Source organism: Acidovorax sp. LjRoot66 (genome assembly GCF_964253305.1).
Classification (GTDB): Bacteria; Pseudomonadota; Gammaproteobacteria; order Burkholderiales; family Burkholderiaceae_C; genus Acidovorax.
Map to the genome: position 1 here is coordinate 4,476,199 of NZ_CAXUQU020000001.1, position 14,676 is coordinate 4,490,874.

Annotated in this window: 15 protein-coding genes; 8 read left to right on the forward strand and 7 right to left on the reverse strand. The window is 68.7% G+C overall.

Features of this window, described 5'->3' with window-relative positions; genetic code table 11:
• Positions 1-76: 76 nt before the first annotated feature.
• Together ACSQ3Y_RS21010 and ACSQ3Y_RS21015 are read right to left on the reverse strand one after the other, a co-directional pair.
• Positions 77-1,231 (reverse strand): acyl-CoA dehydrogenase family protein, encoded by a 1,155-nt coding sequence (locus ACSQ3Y_RS21010; protein ID WP_436178754.1) that lies wholly within the window; start codon positions 1,229-1,231, stop codon positions 77-79.
• Positions 1,228-2,049 (reverse strand): class II aldolase/adducin family protein, encoded by an 822-nt coding sequence (locus ACSQ3Y_RS21015; protein ID WP_436178755.1) that lies wholly within the window; start codon positions 2,047-2,049, stop codon positions 1,228-1,230. Before ACSQ3Y_RS21015 ends, ACSQ3Y_RS21010 begins: the two co-directional genes overlap by 4 nt.
• Before the next feature lie 221 nt (positions 2,050-2,270).
• Here ACSQ3Y_RS21015 and ACSQ3Y_RS21020 point away from each other — a divergent pair, with 221 nt between their 5' ends.
• Positions 2,271-3,293, forward strand: a complete 1,023-nt coding sequence (locus ACSQ3Y_RS21020; protein ID WP_436178756.1) for an ABC transporter substrate-binding protein — start codon at positions 2,271-2,273, stop codon at positions 3,291-3,293.
• A 66-nt stretch (positions 3,294-3,359) separates the two neighbouring features.
• On the opposite strand, the gene ACSQ3Y_RS21025 is transcribed toward ACSQ3Y_RS21020, so the two are convergent.
• Positions 3,360-4,466 carry an LLM class flavin-dependent oxidoreductase gene (locus ACSQ3Y_RS21025; protein WP_057265593.1) on the reverse strand — a complete coding sequence of 369 codons (1,107 nt, stop codon included), beginning with the start codon at positions 4,464-4,466 and terminating at the stop codon, positions 3,360-3,362.
• 329 nt (positions 4,467-4,795) lie between these two features.
• On the opposite strand from ACSQ3Y_RS21025, the gene ACSQ3Y_RS21030 reads away from it, so the two are divergent.
• Together ACSQ3Y_RS21030 and ACSQ3Y_RS21035 are read left to right on the forward strand one after the other, a co-directional pair.
• Complete coding sequence (locus tag ACSQ3Y_RS21030) at positions 4,796-4,960, forward strand: hypothetical protein (protein WP_157421898.1); 165 nt, start codon at positions 4,796-4,798, stop codon at positions 4,958-4,960.
• A gap of 6 nt (positions 4,961-4,966) precedes the next feature.
• Positions 4,967-5,311, forward strand: coding sequence for a hypothetical protein (locus tag ACSQ3Y_RS21035; protein WP_436178757.1), 345 nt, complete (start codon positions 4,967-4,969; stop codon positions 5,309-5,311).
• Between the two features lie 27 nt (positions 5,312-5,338).
• On the opposite strand, the gene ACSQ3Y_RS21040 is transcribed toward ACSQ3Y_RS21035, so the two are convergent.
• Genes ACSQ3Y_RS21040 through ACSQ3Y_RS21055 form a run of 4 tightly spaced genes read right to left on the reverse strand, consistent with a single transcriptional unit; the run spans position 5,339 to position 9,442 of the window.
• Positions 5,339-6,514, reverse strand: a complete 1,176-nt coding sequence (locus ACSQ3Y_RS21040) for a c-type cytochrome (RefSeq protein WP_057206977.1) — start codon at positions 6,512-6,514, stop codon at positions 5,339-5,341.
• Positions 6,515-6,523: 9 nt separating this feature from the next.
• Positions 6,524-7,327: an ABC transporter ATP-binding protein gene (locus tag ACSQ3Y_RS21045; RefSeq protein ID WP_436178758.1), complete on the reverse strand. Its 804-nt coding sequence runs from the start codon at positions 7,325-7,327 to the stop codon at positions 6,524-6,526.
• Positions 7,321-8,406, reverse strand: coding sequence for an ABC transporter permease (locus tag ACSQ3Y_RS21050; RefSeq protein ID WP_436178759.1), 1,086 nt, complete (start codon positions 8,404-8,406; stop codon positions 7,321-7,323). The genes ACSQ3Y_RS21045 and ACSQ3Y_RS21050 overlap by 7 nt, the downstream gene beginning before the upstream one ends.
• Positions 8,407-8,413: 7 nt before the next feature.
• Positions 8,414-9,442: an ABC transporter substrate-binding protein gene (locus ACSQ3Y_RS21055; RefSeq protein WP_436178760.1), complete on the reverse strand. Its 1,029-nt coding sequence runs from the start codon at positions 9,440-9,442 to the stop codon at positions 8,414-8,416.
• A 154-nt stretch (positions 9,443-9,596) separates the two neighbouring features.
• On the opposite strand from ACSQ3Y_RS21055, the gene ACSQ3Y_RS21060 reads away from it, so the two are divergent.
• The 5 genes from ACSQ3Y_RS21060 (at position 9,597) to ACSQ3Y_RS21080 (ending at position 14,676) form a co-directional block, all read left to right on the forward strand.
• The gene (locus tag ACSQ3Y_RS21060; RefSeq protein ID WP_436178761.1) at positions 9,597-10,256 is read left to right on the forward strand and encodes a cysteine dioxygenase; all 660 of its coding nucleotides are present in this window, start codon (positions 9,597-9,599) and stop codon (positions 10,254-10,256) included.
• 31 nt (positions 10,257-10,287) lie between these two features.
• A complete protein-coding gene (locus tag ACSQ3Y_RS21065; protein WP_436178762.1) occupies positions 10,288-11,889 on the forward strand; it encodes a rhodanese homology domain-containing protein in 1,602 nt (533 codons plus the stop codon).
• A gap of 276 nt (positions 11,890-12,165) precedes the next feature.
• Complete coding sequence (locus ACSQ3Y_RS21070) at positions 12,166-12,699, forward strand: molybdopterin-dependent oxidoreductase (RefSeq protein WP_428000368.1); 534 nt, start codon at positions 12,166-12,168, stop codon at positions 12,697-12,699.
• Entirely contained in the window at positions 12,680-14,317 is a 1,638-nt protein-coding gene (locus tag ACSQ3Y_RS21075) for a GGDEF domain-containing protein (protein WP_436178763.1), read from the forward strand. The genes ACSQ3Y_RS21070 and ACSQ3Y_RS21075 overlap by 20 nt, the downstream gene beginning before the upstream one ends.
• Positions 14,314-14,676, forward strand: a complete 363-nt coding sequence (locus ACSQ3Y_RS21080; protein WP_162261452.1) for a response regulator — start codon at positions 14,314-14,316, stop codon at positions 14,674-14,676. The genes ACSQ3Y_RS21075 and ACSQ3Y_RS21080 overlap by 4 nt, the downstream gene beginning before the upstream one ends.

Genomic DNA, 14,676 nt, shown 5'->3' on the forward strand with positions numbered 1-14,676 from the left:
TTGCGTCCATGGATATGCGGTTTTCGCATGCAGCGGACATCGGTCCGGGGTCGGCACCCCGGACCGCATTGCCCCGTCAGCCCAGCGCAGCCTTGCCCGCCGCCACATGCACGCTGTCATCCTGCGGCGTGTGGATGCGACCGCACAGCACGTCGCGCAAATGGCGCTCCAGCGGGTTGCGCCGGGCCAGGCCGTGGTTGCTGGTGAGCGACAGGGCGACCTCCACCGCATGCACGGCGTTGTGGGTCACGGTGGACTTGATCAGGCCGCTGTCCACCGACGAGACTGGCACACCGGCATCCACGTCGGCCGCCAGGCCGCGCAGCAAGCGCTCATTGGTGAGCAGCAGCCCTTCCAGCGTGCCCACGGCCTCCTGCACGCGCGGCAGGCTGGCCAGCGGCGCGCCCAGGCTGGCGGGGCTGCGCGTGCGCAGGAAGTCGAGCAGCCATGCGCGCGCAGCCCGTGCCACACCGGTGTAGAGCCCGCCCAGCAGGACCACCATCTCGGCCTGCACGGCGGAGTCACCCCGCGCCCAGTCCTGCGGCAGGCGCAGTTCCAGCGCATGGCTGGCGGGCACCGGCACGCTGTCGAAATGCACATCGTGGCTGCCGCTGGCGCGCAGGCCCAGGTGGTCCCAGGAGGGGTCGATGCGGATGCCGGGCGCCCCTGCCCGCACCAGGAAGGCGCCGGTGCGTGGCACCTCCTCGTCGGTGCGGGCCCACACCAGGTACCAGCGCAAGATGGGTGCGCCGGTCGAATAGATCTTGTGGCCGGTGATGCGCCAGCCTGCGCCCGCACCCTCACCCGCGCGGCGTGCCACCGTGGCCGGCAGGCCGCCGCGCGCGGGCGAGCCCAGCTCGGGCTCCACACGCAGGGCATTGATCAGCGACACCTCGCGCACCGACTCCTGCACCAGCTGGCGCGCCAACACCTCAGGCCAGGGCGATCCGGCCCGGCCCATGGCGCGCTGCTGCATGTACTGCATGGTCAGCACCAGCGCGGTGGCCGGGCAGCCCTGTGCGACGGCGCCGATCACCTCGCCCAACTGGGCCAGCGAGGCGCCCTGCCCGCCCAGGTGGCGCGCCCCGGCCAGCGACAGCAGACCGGCCTGCTGCAGCTCGGTGAAATTGCGGTGCGGAAAGCTGCCTTCGCGGTCATGCACGGCAGCGCGCGCGCCGAACTCAACGGCCAGCGTGCGGGCCAACTGGCCCGCGCTCAAAGGCGCATTCACTGCAGCACCTCAGGGTGCTCGCGCACCACGATGTCGAACAGGCTCTTGAAGGTGAAATGCGCCCCGCCCGGCCCGCCGATCTGCGAATGCGTGTGGCGTGCCACTTCGGGCCGGATGGGCCGGGGGACGCCTGCGGCTTCGGCCAGCAACTGGGTGTGGCAGGCGTTCTCGAGTGCGATGTACCACCAGGCGGCTGCTTCCACCGAAGGGCCGGCCGTCAGAATACCGTGGTTCTGCAGGATCACGGCTTTCTGGTTGCCCAGGGCCTGGCCGATGCGAAAGCCCTCGTCCGTCTCCAGCACCACGCCCGTGAAGTCATCGAACAGCGCATGGTCCTCGTAGAAGATGCACGAGTCCTGCGTCAGCGGGTCGAGCCGGCGGCCCAGCGCTGACCAGGCCTTGCCGTAGGTCGAATGCGTGTGCGCAGCGGCCACGATGTCGGGCCGCGTCTCGTGCAGCGCCGCGTGGATGGCGAACGCCGCCCGGTTCAGCGGACCGTTGCCGACCACAATCTCGCACTGAGAGTTCACGAGCAACAGGTCCGACACCTTGATCTGCGAGAAATGCAGGCCCAGCGGGTTGACCCAGAAATGGTCCGCCCACTCCGGGTCGCGCGCCGTGATGTGGCCCGCTAGACCATGGTCGAAGCCATGCTGGGCGAACAGGCGAAAGGCCACGGCCAGGTTCTCCTGCCGGTGGCGGCGCTCGGCCTCCAGCGTGGGGCGCGCTGGCGGTGGATCGAACCAGTCCTTGCGCTGGGGGGCGAGGTTCCGGGCGTGGAGGTTCAGCGGAGGCAGCAGCGTGGCTGAGGAGGACATCGGGAGGCCTTGTGTCTGGGGAATGTGCTGCCCACCATAAAGGCCGCCCCCGGCACCGCCAACGAAGAAAAGCGCGTGTGCACATTCGGTTTTGGCATGAGGCGGGGCGCATGCTGCGGACCGCTGATTTGCGCATATCGATGCTACGCAATGGTCGTTGGAGCGGGAAAGCGGTTGCTGGAACCTTGGCATTCCCGCAGAACGACGAAAGGACTTTCTCCATGCCATTGCCAACCACCTCCGGCACCCACCGCCGCACCCTGCTGCGCGCCGGCCTGGGTGCGGCCACCCTGGCCACTCTAGGCGCACCCGCCGTGGCGGCAGGTGCCACCGACCTCTCCAAGGTCACCCTGCGCATCGGCACCTACAAGGGCCTGTGGCGCCCCCTCATCGCGGCCAGCGGCCAGGGCCAGACGCCCTACCGCATCGAGTGGCGCGAGCTCAACAACGGCGTGCTGCACATCGAGGCCATCAACGGCGACGCGCTGGACCTGGGCTCGGGCAGCGAGATACCGGCCCTGTTCGCGGCGCGGCAGAAGGCGCAGGTGCGCTTCATCGCCGTCACGCGCGAGGATCTGAACAACCAGGTCACCCTGGCGCGCAAGGACGCGCCCATAACGCGCATCGCCGACCTCAGGGGCAAGCGCGTGGGCTATGTGCGCGCGACCACCTCGCACTATTTTCTGAGCCGGCAGCTGGCCGAAGCGGGCCTGTCGTTTGCCGACATCACGCCTGTGAGCCTCACACCGGCCGACGGCCTGTCGGCCTTTGACCGGGGCGACCTCGATGCCTGGGCCATCTATGGCTACAACGGCCAGCTGGCGCGCCTGCGCTACGGCGCGCGCGTGCTCAAGACCGGGGATGGCTACCTCTCGGGCAATTTCCCGATCTATGCCAACCCCAGGTCTGTGCAGGACCGGCTCAAACACGCCGCCATCAGCGACTACCTGCAGCGCCTGCGCCGCGCCTACCTCTGGGCCAATGGCAACTACCTGGCCTATGCCCGCGCGCAGTCGGAAGAAACCCGCGTGCCGGTGGGCGACCTGATCGAGCTGTGGAACAACCGCAGCACCGACTACGACCTGCGCGCCGTGGACGATGGCGTGGTCAAGGGCCACCAGGCCGTGGCCGATACCTTTCTGAAGCTGGGCGTGCTCGATGGCCCGGCCCAGGTGGCCCCGCTGTGGGACCGCAGCTTCAGCGGGGCATTTGGGGCAAGAGGCGCTGTGCAGCCACCCGCCTGAGCCCAAAAGCACTGCGGCGCGCACTCGCAAGAAGTGCGCGCCGCATCTGCCCGCAAGGCGCGGTGCTCAGGCCACCTTCAGCGCCACATGTGCTGCGGTCTGCCGGTCCCGCTCGGCCACCTTGGCGCGCACCAGGGGCAGCAGTTCACGGCCATAGTCGATGGCATCCACCAGCGGATCGAAGCCGCGGATCAGGAAGGTGGTGATACCCAGGTCGTAGTATTTCAGCAAGGCGTCGGCCACCTGCTCGGGCGTGCCCACAAGCGAAGTGGAATTGGAGCGCCCGCCGATCTCGCGCGCAATCGCGGTCCAAAGGCGCTCGTCCACCCGGTCGCCCTTGGCGGCGTCGGCCAGCAGGCGCTGGGCCCCTTCGCTCTGCTGGGGACCGACGCCGCGCGAGTAGCCCTGCTGCACGCGCAGGCGGCGCGTGTCTTCGAGGATCTGCTCGGCGCGCGCCCAGGCTTCGTCCTCGGTCTTGCCCAGGATGGGGCGAAAGGAGATGCTGAACTCCACCTCGCGGCCATGCAGCGTGGCCTCGGCGCGCACGCGGCGCACCAGGTCGCCGGCCTGGGCCAGCGACTCGCCCCACAGGGCATACACGTCGGCATGCTTGCCGGCCACCTGCAACGCGGGCGCCGAGGCGCCGCCGAAATAGATCGGCACATAGGGCTGCTGCAACGGCTTGACCTCGGACCAGACACCCCTGGCGCGGTAGTGCGCGCCCTCGTGGTCGAAGGGCTTGTCGGCCGTCCACACGCGGCGCAGCAACTGCAGGTACTCATCGGTGCGGGCATAGCGCTCGTCATGACCCAGGAAGTCGCCGTCGCGCTGCTGGTCCTCGTCGGAGCCGCCGCTGATGTAGTGCACCGCCAGGCGCCCGCCGGTGTAGTGGTCCAGCGTGGCCAGCTGGCGCGCCGCCAGCGTGGGCGCGACGAAGCCCGGGCGGTGGGCCAGCAGAAAGCCGATCTTCTCGGTGACCGACGCGGCATAGGCCACGGTGAGCAGGGTGTCTGGGCTGGACGAGCTGGCGGGCACCAGGATGCGGTCGAAACCTGCGTGTTCGTGCGCCTGGGCGAACACGCGCACATAAGCAGCATCCACGGCCGGGCCCTTGCGGGCGATGGTTTCAGAGACTTCGTGCGGCTGGATCATGCCGATGAACTGGACGGGCATAGCGGGCTCCTGGTGAGGCAAGTAAATGAACCGGTCCATGATGGAACGCCCACCGCTGTCAGCCAACGAAGAAAACCGCGTTTGCAAATTCACTGCGCACATACCGCCTGCGGCCACTGCTGCGGTGTGCGGTCACTACTGCCCCCCCCCGGCCCCACCCCATGCGCAGGACTTGCGCATGTTGACGGCGGCGCCGTTCGCCATGAACGCGCTGGAGGGTTGAGCGCAGCCCTGGCAAAATGCCGGAAATAACACGACGAGAGAGGGATTTTCATGCATTGCAACCAAGGGATGGCCGTGCCTGCCGTACCCGCCCCGGAGGGTTTCAGATGAACCGCAAGACCCAGGCCGGAATCGCCGGCATGGCCGTCGGCGGGCTCTGGCTGCTGGCCAACCTGCGGCACGTCCAGGCACAGGGCTTCGTGGCCATCGGCATGCCGCTCGTCATCCTGGTGCTGGGCGGCATCTACTTCGCGTGGGGACGCAAGGAGTAAGCGGTCATGGACATTCGACACACCTTGGCCGGCATCGCACTGCTGGCACTCTCCGGCAGCGCCCTGGCGCAGCAGGGCACCGGCTGGCTGGCCGGCACCTGGCAACTGGCCGAAGACCGCAAGAAGCCCGGCTTCACCGACGACTTCATGGACTTCGACGCCCAGGGCACGGTGGTGCTGCGCGACAGCCAGAAGGCCTATGCCCACTGCCGCTACCAACCGGGTGCCGGCGTGCTGCTGCTCACCTGCATCGCGGGCGGCAAGGAACGGCCGATGACCATGCGCGTAGCGCCCGACAAGGCATCGCTGACCAATTCGGTGGGCGACGTGTACCGCAAGAGCCGCAAGTAGGGGCGCGCCAGTCCGCCCCCATCCGATTCAGTGCGGAAAGCCACCGCGCGTGAGCCGCACCGGTTCTGCGTCCATGCGGCGGATCAGCGCCTCCAGCCCGTCGCCCGGTGCGACGGCGGCGACCGCCACCGGTACATCGGGGGGCGCCCCGGGCACGGTGGTCGAGCGGCAGACCAGGTCGTCCTCGGACCAGGCCGCCTTGCCTGGCTGGCCGCGGGCACGCAGCCAGCCGGCGCGGTCCACGATCAACTGGTAGCCCGGCAGTTCGGCGGCCGGGATGCCCAGGACCAGCGCCAGAGCCTGGTCTAGAGCATGCAGGTCTGCCTGCGGCCGGCATTCGGAATCGCCCCCTGCAGGCAGAACGCCGGCGACCAGGGTGACCAGGCGCGGGTCGTCGGCCACGGGCTGCACGCCGGGCCCCGCCACGGCCACGCGCACGCGCTGCCCCACCAGCTCGCGGCTGTGTCGCGCGCCACCCTGGCGGCATTGCACGGCCATGGCCGGCAGGCGCACCGGGCGGTCCCAGGTGCCCGATTCGCGCAGCATCTGCCCGGCGGCATGGGCCTGCAGGTAGTCGAGCACCTCCCAGATCTGCGCGTCGCTCAATGCGCCGCCCACGCCGGGCATGGTGGGCACGCCCGCGCGGTTGTGCATGCCCTCGCGCACGCGCCAGAACAACTCGCCGTCGAGCCGCTTCCACAGCAGTGCGCCGTTCAGGTTGGGCGGCCACTGCACGAGCTGCGGCGCGTCGGGCCCCTCTCCGCGGCCGTCGGTGCCATGGCAGCGCACGCAGTGCTGCTGGTAGGTGGCTTGGCCACGCACGATGCCTGCCGCAGCAAAGCCGGTGGGCGACTGGTGCAGGCTGGTCGCCACGGCCGGCGCCAGCAGCAGGTGCGCCTGGGGCCAGGGGGCGAACACCAGCAAGGCAATGGCCAGCGCCCAGAGGGGAAGACGCGCACGTCGCCAGGGCAGCGATACCAACAAGACGACTAAGGCGGCGCCCGCACACACCAGCGACAGCAGAACGCGCCGCGCATGGCCGGCATCCACCACCAGCATCTCGGCCGCAATGCGCTGCCCCCAAGGCCAGGCGGGCTGGCCGTGCACTTCAGGAGCCAGGCCCAACGCGTGCAACAGGGCACGCAGCCCTTGCTGCGCGGCCTGCAGGCCTTCGAGCAGGCCGTTCAACAGTTCCGGCGACAACAGCCCGGCCTACCAGCTCGCATCCAGCCCCAGCAGGGCCAGAGCCTCATGGCGCAGCGCGGCCAGGCGCGGGTCGCCGCGGTGGCGTGGGTAAGGCAAATCGTTCACCAGCACCTGCTGGATACGCGCCGGCCGGTCGGAGAACACCACCACGCGCTGCGCCATGAAGAGCGCCTCTTCCACGTCGTGCGTGACCAGCAGGGCCGAGAAGCCGGTGCGCTGCCACAGGTCCACCAGCTCGGTCTGCATGGACAGGCGCGTGAGCGAGTCGAGCTTGCCCAGCGGTTCGTCGAGCACCAGCAGGCTCGGGTCGTTGACCAGGGCCCGCGCCAGCGCCACGCGCTGCGCCATGCCGCCCGACAGCTGGTGCGGAAAGGCCTTGGCAAAGTCCTGCAGCCCCACCAGGCTGAGGGCCTGGTCCACCCGGTGGCGCTGCTGGCGCAGGATGCCGCGCGCCTGCAGGCCCAGGGCCACGTTGTCCCAGACCGTGCGCCAGGGGAACAGCGTCGGGTCCTGGAAGACCACGATGCGCGAGGGATCGGGCTCGGTGATGGGGGTGCCGTCCTGTAGCAACTCCCCCGTGGTCGCGGGCTCGAGCCCCGCCACCAGGCGGAGCAAGGTGCTCTTGCCACAACCGCTGGGCCCGAGCAGCGCCACGAACTCGCCGGGGGCAATGGAAAGGTCGAGCTCGTCGATGACGTGCAGCGGGCCTGCGGGCAGGTCGAACCAGTGGCTCACATTGCGCACGTCGATGCGCGCACCAGTGACCCGGGCTGCGGCGCCCGCCTCGGCGGCAATCGCTGTACTCACCATTTCACCACCCCCTTCTGCCACGACAGCACCCGGTCGCGCAGTACGAACAGCAAGGTGATCACGCCCGAGAACAGCAGCGCCATCACGATCAGTGCGGCATACATGTTGGGGTACGCCGCCCAGCCCTGGGCCCAGGTCAGGTACCAGCCCAGGCCGGCCTTCACGCCCAGCATCTCGGCCACCACCAGGGTGGAGAACGCCGCGCCCAGGCCCATGAACAGGCCCACGAAGACCTGCGGCAGCGCGGCCGGTATGGCCACGCGCAGCACCAGGAACCAGGGCGATGCGCCCATGGTGCGTGCCACGTCGTAGTAATTTTTGTGCACGCCCGCCACGCCCGACCAGGTGAGGATGGCCACCGGAAAGGCCGTGCCCAATGCGATCAGGAAGATCGCCGTGGACCAGCTCGACGGGAAGAAATAGAAACTCACCGGCAGCAGCGCCGTGGTGGGCACCGGCCCCAGGATGCGCAGCACCGGGTGGATCCAGTAGCTGGCCTGTCGCGACCAGCCGATCAGCACGCCGGTGACGAAGCCCGCCGCCGCGCCGATGGCAATGCCCAGGGCCAGCAAGCGGATGGATGCGCCGGCGCTCTCCAGCAGGCGCGCCCAGTCGGTCACATACACCTCCACCAGGCTTTGCGGCGGGGCAAAGAACGGGGGCGGCAGGGTACCCAGCTTGGCGGTGAACACCTCCCAGACCGCCAGGCCGACGGCAATGGCCACGAGCCAGGGACCCGCGCGGCGCGCACGCCGGCCCACGGCACCGAAGGCCGCCGGTGCCAGGGCCAGCGCCACCAATGCCAGGGCCACGGCGCCGGCCCCAAAGGCAAATTCCTGGGTGAACTCCCATTCGCTGAAGCCCGCCGGCTTGTTGGGCCACAGGTAGGTGAGCAGGCCCAGGGCCGCCCAGGCAACGGCAGCCACCAGGCCCGTCCACCAGATGGCGGGAATGGGCTGGGCCGCGCCGAAGGTGGCGGGCGCAGCCGCTCTGGCGGCGGGCGCCGCCGCACGGGGTGCCCGGGGCGCATCGGCCACGGATGCGGGTGCAGGCAGGATATGGTCGGCAACGGTGCTCATGGCGGGATCAGGCCAGAACGTCGGCGTGCACATGTGCGGCAAAGCGCGCGGGGTCGGTGGAGGGCTTGAGCACCCCCACCAGCTTGAAATCGCGCGCGTAGAACTCGATCTCCTGGCGCAGGGAGGTGCCCACCGGGTGGCTGCGGTGCGTGAGCGTGCCCAGCACGGCGCGCAGGTCTTCCTGCGGCACCTTGGAATACGGGCTGAAGATGCGTGCCGTCTCATTGGGGTTGTCGGCCACGAAGTCCGAAGCCTCGATGATGGCGCGCGTGAGGGCCGCCGCCGAGCCCTTGTCGTTGCGTACCATGGCGCCGCTCACGCCCAGCACGCAGCAGGTCTTGGCCGCGTACTCGCCCGAGAGGTTGGAGGCCAGGTCCACCAGGCCCTTGGTGCGCCGCTGGATCAGCAGCAGGTTGGGATCGCCGTCGGCAATGGCCTGGGCCTCGCCCTTTTCCACCGCCAGGCCCAGCATGTCGCCGGGGAACTGGCGCCAGGTGACGTCCTTCTCGGGGTTCAGGCCGGCCTTGGCCAGCAGCACCGAGAAGAAGTTCTTGCCCGGGCTGTTGAGGTCCGACACGGCAATCGTCTTGCCCTTGAGCTTTTGCAGGCTGGTCACGCCCGCCGCCTCGTAGCCCACCAGGCGCGAGCAGCCGCCGTGCGAGCTGCCCACCAGCTTCACGTCGAAACCCGACTCCAGCGGCTTGATCCAGCGGTGCACCATGCCCAGGCCGGCATCGGCCTTGGAGGTCGCGATGGTTTCGAGCAACTGGTCGGTGGAGCCCGCGAAGTTGACCAGCTCGACCTTGAGGCCGTGTTTTTCAAAAATGCCACGCTCGATCGCCACGGGGGCGGCCGACAGGCAGATGGCGTTGGCGTTCCATGCCAGCTTCACCTCGCGCAGCTTGCCGGCCGCCAGCACCTGGCTGCCCACCACGCCCGAGGCGCCCACCACCGTGGCCGCCCCTGTTGCACGCAGCAACTGCCGGCGCGACCAGCGCGCTTCTCCCCCACCCAGAACCTGGCCCTTGTTGTTCATGCCCTGCACCTCATGTGTAATGAAGACAACGGTGGCAAGCACCGCACAACCGCATTGCAAATGCTGGGCAGCAAAATGAGAACGAAGAAAAACGGAGATGGATATGCAAAAGATTGCGCACACCCCTGGGCCCAACCCTGATGCAATGCAGGGCATGAATGCCCTCGCCTCCCCAGCCAAAGAACCAGCAGCCCCCACCGCCGCCCCGACTTCGCCCGATACCGCCCGCCTGCGCCACTTCGTGCAGCAGCTGGCGGCGCTGGTGGAAAGCGCCCCGCTCGAGCCTGAATTGCTCGAACGCGGTGGCGCCCTGCTCGGCGCGCTCGTGGCCCATGACGACTGGCTGCCCGCCGCCTATGCGCAGCCCAGCCCCGAGCGCTACCAGCAGTTCCTGCTGCATGCCGACGCCCTGGGCCGCTTCTCGGTGGTGAGCTTTGTCTGGGGCCCGGGCCAGGCCACGCCCATCCACGACCACACGGTGTGGGGCCTGATCGGCATGCTGCGCGGTGCCGAGGATTCGCAGGCCTTTGCCCGTACTGCAGACGGACGCTGGGCCGCCGATGGCGCGCCGCACCGCCTGCAGCCCGGCCAGGTGGAGGCCGTGTCCCCCAGCATCGGCGACGTGCACCGCGTGGGCAACGCGGTGGATGGCCAGACCTCCATCAGCATCCACGTCTACGGTGCCAACATCGGTGCCGTGCAGCGCAGCGTGTACCTCGAAGACGGCACGCGCAAACCCTTCATCTCGGGCTACAGCAACAGCACACTGCCCAACATCTGGGACCTGTCCCGCAACCCGGCCCCCTCGGCCTGACCCGATTTTCAAAGACCCGTACGATCCCGCAATGACCGCACCCGCCATTCCCCAGACTTCCGTTCTCCAGGTCCGCCAGGCCCTGCTCGCCCGCGAGGAAATCGCCCTGCTCGACGTGCGCGAGGAAGACCCCTATGCCCAGGGCCACCCGCTGTTAGCGGCCAACCTGCCCGCGGGCAAGATCGAGCTCGATGCCTGGACGCGCATCCCCCGGCGCGACACCTTCATCGTGGTCTACGACGATGGCGAGGGCCTGGCCGAGCCGGCGGCGCGCACGCTGCAGCAGCTGGGCTACACCCAGGTGACCTTGCTCGCACGCGGCCTGCAGGGCTGGCGCGATGCCGGGGGCGAGCTGTTCATCGACGTGAACGTGCCCAGCAAATCCTTTGGCGAGCTGGTGGAGGCCGAGCGCCACACGCCCTCGCTGGCGGCCGAGGAGGTGCAGGCCCTGATCGACGCCAAGGCCGACGTGGTGGTGCTCGATGCACGCCGCTACGACGAGTACCACACCATGAACATCCCCACCGGGGTGAGCGTGCCCGGTGCCGAGCTGGTGCTGCGCGCCCAGGCGCTGGCGCCCAACCCGGCCACGCAGATCATCGTGAACTGCGCCGGGCGCACGCGCAGCATCATCGGCACGCAGTCGCTGGTCAACGCAGGCATACCCAACCCCGTGGCCGCGCTGCGCAACGGCACCATCGGCTGGCTGCTGGCCGGGCAGACGCTGGAGCGCGGCGCCAGCCGCCGCTTCGATCCCGCCGTGCACATCGACCGCGCCCAGGCGCCACAGCAGGCGCGCAGCGTGGCCGACCGCGCCCGCGTGCAGCGCGCAGAGGCCGACGACATGGCCCGCTTTGTGGCCGAGGCCGGCCGCACCACCTACCTGCTGGACGTGCGCACGCCCGATGAGTTTGCGGCCGGCCACCTGCCGGGCTTTCGCAGCGCGCCGGGTGGGCAACTGGTGCAGGAGACCGACCACACGGCCGCCGTGCGCGGCGCGCGCCTGGTGCTGGTGGACGACGACGGCGTGCGTGCCAACATGAGCGCCTCGTGGCTGGCCCAGATGGGCTGGGAGGTGTGGGTCCTAGACAGCGCACAACCCGCAGACTTCAGCGAAACCGGCGCCGTGGCCAACTCCGTGCCGGAGCCGAAGGGCCCCATCGCCTGGACAACGCCAGAGCAGTTGGCCGCATGGCTGCAGCAGGAGCCGGCCGGGCACACCGCCGTGCTCGACCTTACCAGCAGTGCCAACTACACCCAGCGCCACATCCCGGGTGCCTGGTTCGCGCTGCGCTCGCAGCTGGCGCATGCCGTGGCCTCCATCCCGCAGGCGCGCCGCTACGTGCTCACCTGCGGCACCAGCCTGCTGGCCCGCTACGCCGCGCAAGACCTGGCGCGCCTGACCGGGGCCGAAGTGCAGGTGCTGGACGGCGGCACCCAGGCCTGGATCGCCCAGGGCCTGCCGCTGGAGCATGGCGAGACCCGCCTGGCCTCGCCACGCATCGACCGTTACCGCCGCCCCTACGAAGGCACCGAGAGCCCGCGCGAGGCCATGCAGGCCTACCTCGACTGGGAGTTCGGGCTGGTCGAGCAGTTGGGCCGCGACGGGACGCACGGCTTTCGGGTCATTTGAAGCGGTACCGCAGGTTCGGCCGACAGGGGCGACCCGCATACGCGTGGAGCCCCGGGTGCCATGGGCGATTCTTGCGCACCATGGGCGCCCGGAATGTGCCGCGCTTCAACCCATGCGCGGCGCCGGGCTGCATGGCCAAGCTGTCAACAATTGTCAAAGCGGGCCTATTGCCCCCACAACAGCGCGCAAACAAGCCCACTTTGCAGGGCATCCCGGCATAGTCGCTGCGTCTGCTCCTGACACTGCATCCGAGGAGCGAGCCAGCGAGACCCCTTCATGACGCCCTGTTTCCGCGCGGGGCTGCCCTGCGCAGCGTTCGCCCTGTTTGTTGTCCTGTCCAGCCTGTGGCTGCCATTGCCCTCCCATGCCAGCCTGGTGTGCCAGCCATCAGGGGCGCGGCCGGTGCTGAAACTGCAACGCCCAACCCAGCCAGCCCTGGCCTGCGACCTCCAGGCGCTGGAGAGTCTGCCGGCCCGTGACATCGTCACCACCTTGCCGCAGGCACTGGGAATTGCCGGCAAGTCCCAGTGGCGCGGCGTGTCCCTGCGCCAGCTGGTGGAACGGATGGGCGGTAACGAGCGCCACCAGATCGAGCTGACCGCCCTGAACGACTACGCCGTGCGCATCCCATGGAGCGACCTGTTGCAGTACGACCCGGTACTGGCCTACCGGCGCAATCACCAGCCGATCGGCGTGCGCGACAAGGGCCCCTTGATCCTGATCTATCCCTTTGACCAACATCCCCAGTTGCAAAAGCAGGACTACGTCAACCGCACCATCTGGCAGGTCAATGTCCTCTCCGTCCGATAAGCCCCTGTCGCCTGCGGCGCAAGCCGCCCGCCTGCCGCGCCACCAGCGTGGAACCTATTGGCTGCTGGCCCTGGTGCTGGCCATGGTGGTGGCCACATCCGTCGCCTTGTGGTGGACGCTGCGGCAGGCGCAATCGCTGGCGCAGCCGTTTCAGAAAAGCGATCTGTGGTACGTGTCGAGCGTGCACAGCGAACTGGGGCGGGTCGCCCTGCTGGCGCGCAAGGTGAAAGCGCTGGAGGCGCCCGAGGAGGAGCTGCGCGAGCGCCTGGAGGTTCTCTACAGCACCCTGGACATGGCCGGCGCAAGCCAGCGCATCGGCGCGCGGTTGCGGCAGGATCTGGCGCAGCCAGCACTCGATCTGGAGGAACTGGGCCGGCATGTAAAGCGCTGGTCCAGCCGCATGGCCTCTGCACCGCCCGAGCGTGCCGGCCTGAGCGACGACATCATCGCGCACACCGATGCCCTGCTGCAGAGCACCCGCAAGGCCGTGGTGGCGGTACACCTGTTTTCCTCGCAGGACACGGACCGGGTTCGCCAGGAACTGCACGACCATTTCATGCTGCTCAGCGCCGTGCTGGGGGGCCTGCTGATAGGCTCGGCCCTCTTGATCCGCAAGCTGCTGCAAGAAGCCCGGGCGGCACAGGCCCTGTCCCAGCAGTTGGCGCAGGCCAACCGCCAGTTGGAGATGCGCGTGGCCAGCCGCACGCGCGAGATCGATGAGAACCGCGCGTTGCTGGGCTTCATCCTCGACTCCAGCCCGAGCGATGTCGTTCTCGCGGACGTCGAAAGCGGCTTCGTGCACTTCATCAACAACCAAATGGTGGAACGCCTGGGGCTGCAGTGGCCACCCATGAAGCTGTTCCTGCCCGAGTTGCTGCACGACCCTGCCACCAGCCGACAATTGATGGATGCGCTGGAGAAGTATGGCCAGGTGGATGGCATGGAAGCGCTCATCGGCACCAGGAATCCACGCTGGAGCTCTCTGTCTGCGCGCCTCATCGAGGTCGATGGCAGACTGGCCCATCTGCTGTGGGGCTTCGACATCAGCACGCACAAGCAACTGGAGTCGCAGCTGCGTGAACTGGCCACGCGCGATTCGCTGACCGGCCTGCTCAACCGGCGGGCCTTTCTGGAGCGCGGCACCGCACTGCTCGACCACTGCCGCCGCCATGCCAAGCCGTGCACGGTGCTGATGATCGACATCGACCACTTCAAACGCATCAACGACCGGTATGGGCACCAGACCGGCGACGACTCGCTGCGTGCATGCGCCACCTCGATTGCGGGCGCGCTGCGCGAGGCCGATATCCTGGGGCGACTGGGGGGCGAGGAATTTGCGGCCCTGCTGCCCCACTCGTCCACCGAAAGTGCACACCTGGTTGCCGAGCGCATCCGCGACGCCATCTCGCAACTGCAGATCCTCTCCATCGCCAGCGAGCCGTTGAGGATCACCGTGTCCATCGGCATGGCCGAGATGGCGCACCGGGATGCAGGGATCGAGACCATCCTGGCATGGGCCGACCAGGCGCTGTACCGCGCCAAGGCCACCGGCCGCAACAAGGTGCTGGCCTACGAACGATCCACCCCCTTTCCCGATACAACCGAGATCCTGCCATGAGCCTGCGACTTTTGATTGTTGACGACAGCCGTATGTCCCGGCTCATCCTGCAAGGATTCGTCTTGCAGGCCCACCCCGCATGGACCATCCTGCACGCCAGCAGCGGCGAGGAAGCCCTGAAAATGTGTGAAGAACACCCGGTAGACTTGGTCTCCATGGACTTCAACATGCATGGGATGACCGGCCTGGAGGCGGCCCTGGCATTGCGCCAGACCCGGCCCCACCTGCCCATCGCCATCCTCACCGCCAACGTCCAGTCTGCGATGCAGGAACGCATCGACGAGGCCGGCCTGGTGTTCATCGCGAAACCCATCACGGCCGATGCAGCGAGGAAGCTCGCGGCACTGGCAGGAGCATGA

Coding starts and splice junctions, on each gene's coding strand:
- ACSQ3Y_RS21020 (WP_436178756.1), top strand. CDS start 2,271: ATGCCATTGCCAACCACCTCCGGCACCCACCGCCGCACCCTGCTGCGC.
- ACSQ3Y_RS21070 (WP_428000368.1), top strand. CDS start 12,166: ATGACGCCCTGTTTCCGCGCGGGGCTGCCCTGCGCAGCGTTCGCCCTG.
- ACSQ3Y_RS21080 (WP_162261452.1), top strand. CDS start 14,314: ATGAGCCTGCGACTTTTGATTGTTGACGACAGCCGTATGTCCCGGCTC.
- ACSQ3Y_RS21025 (WP_057265593.1), bottom strand. CDS start 4,466: ATGCCCGTCCAGTTCATCGGCATGATCCAGCCGCACGAAGTCTCTGAA.
- ACSQ3Y_RS21055 (WP_436178760.1), bottom strand. CDS start 9,442: ATGAACAACAAGGGCCAGGTTCTGGGTGGGGGAGAAGCGCGCTGGTCG.
- ACSQ3Y_RS21015 (WP_436178755.1), bottom strand. CDS start 2,049: ATGTCCTCCTCAGCCACGCTGCTGCCTCCGCTGAACCTCCACGCCCGG.
- ACSQ3Y_RS21035 (WP_436178757.1), top strand. CDS start 4,967: ATGGACATTCGACACACCTTGGCCGGCATCGCACTGCTGGCACTCTCC.
- ACSQ3Y_RS21060 (WP_436178761.1), top strand. CDS start 9,597: ATGAATGCCCTCGCCTCCCCAGCCAAAGAACCAGCAGCCCCCACCGCC.
- ACSQ3Y_RS21050 (WP_436178759.1), bottom strand. CDS start 8,406: ATGAGCACCGTTGCCGACCATATCCTGCCTGCACCCGCATCCGTGGCC.
- ACSQ3Y_RS21075 (WP_436178763.1), top strand. CDS start 12,680: ATGTCCTCTCCGTCCGATAAGCCCCTGTCGCCTGCGGCGCAAGCCGCC.
- ACSQ3Y_RS21065 (WP_436178762.1), top strand. CDS start 10,288: ATGACCGCACCCGCCATTCCCCAGACTTCCGTTCTCCAGGTCCGCCAG.
- ACSQ3Y_RS21045 (WP_436178758.1), bottom strand. CDS start 7,327: ATGGTGAGTACAGCGATTGCCGCCGAGGCGGGCGCCGCAGCCCGGGTC.
- ACSQ3Y_RS21030 (WP_157421898.1), top strand. CDS start 4,796: ATGAACCGCAAGACCCAGGCCGGAATCGCCGGCATGGCCGTCGGCGGG.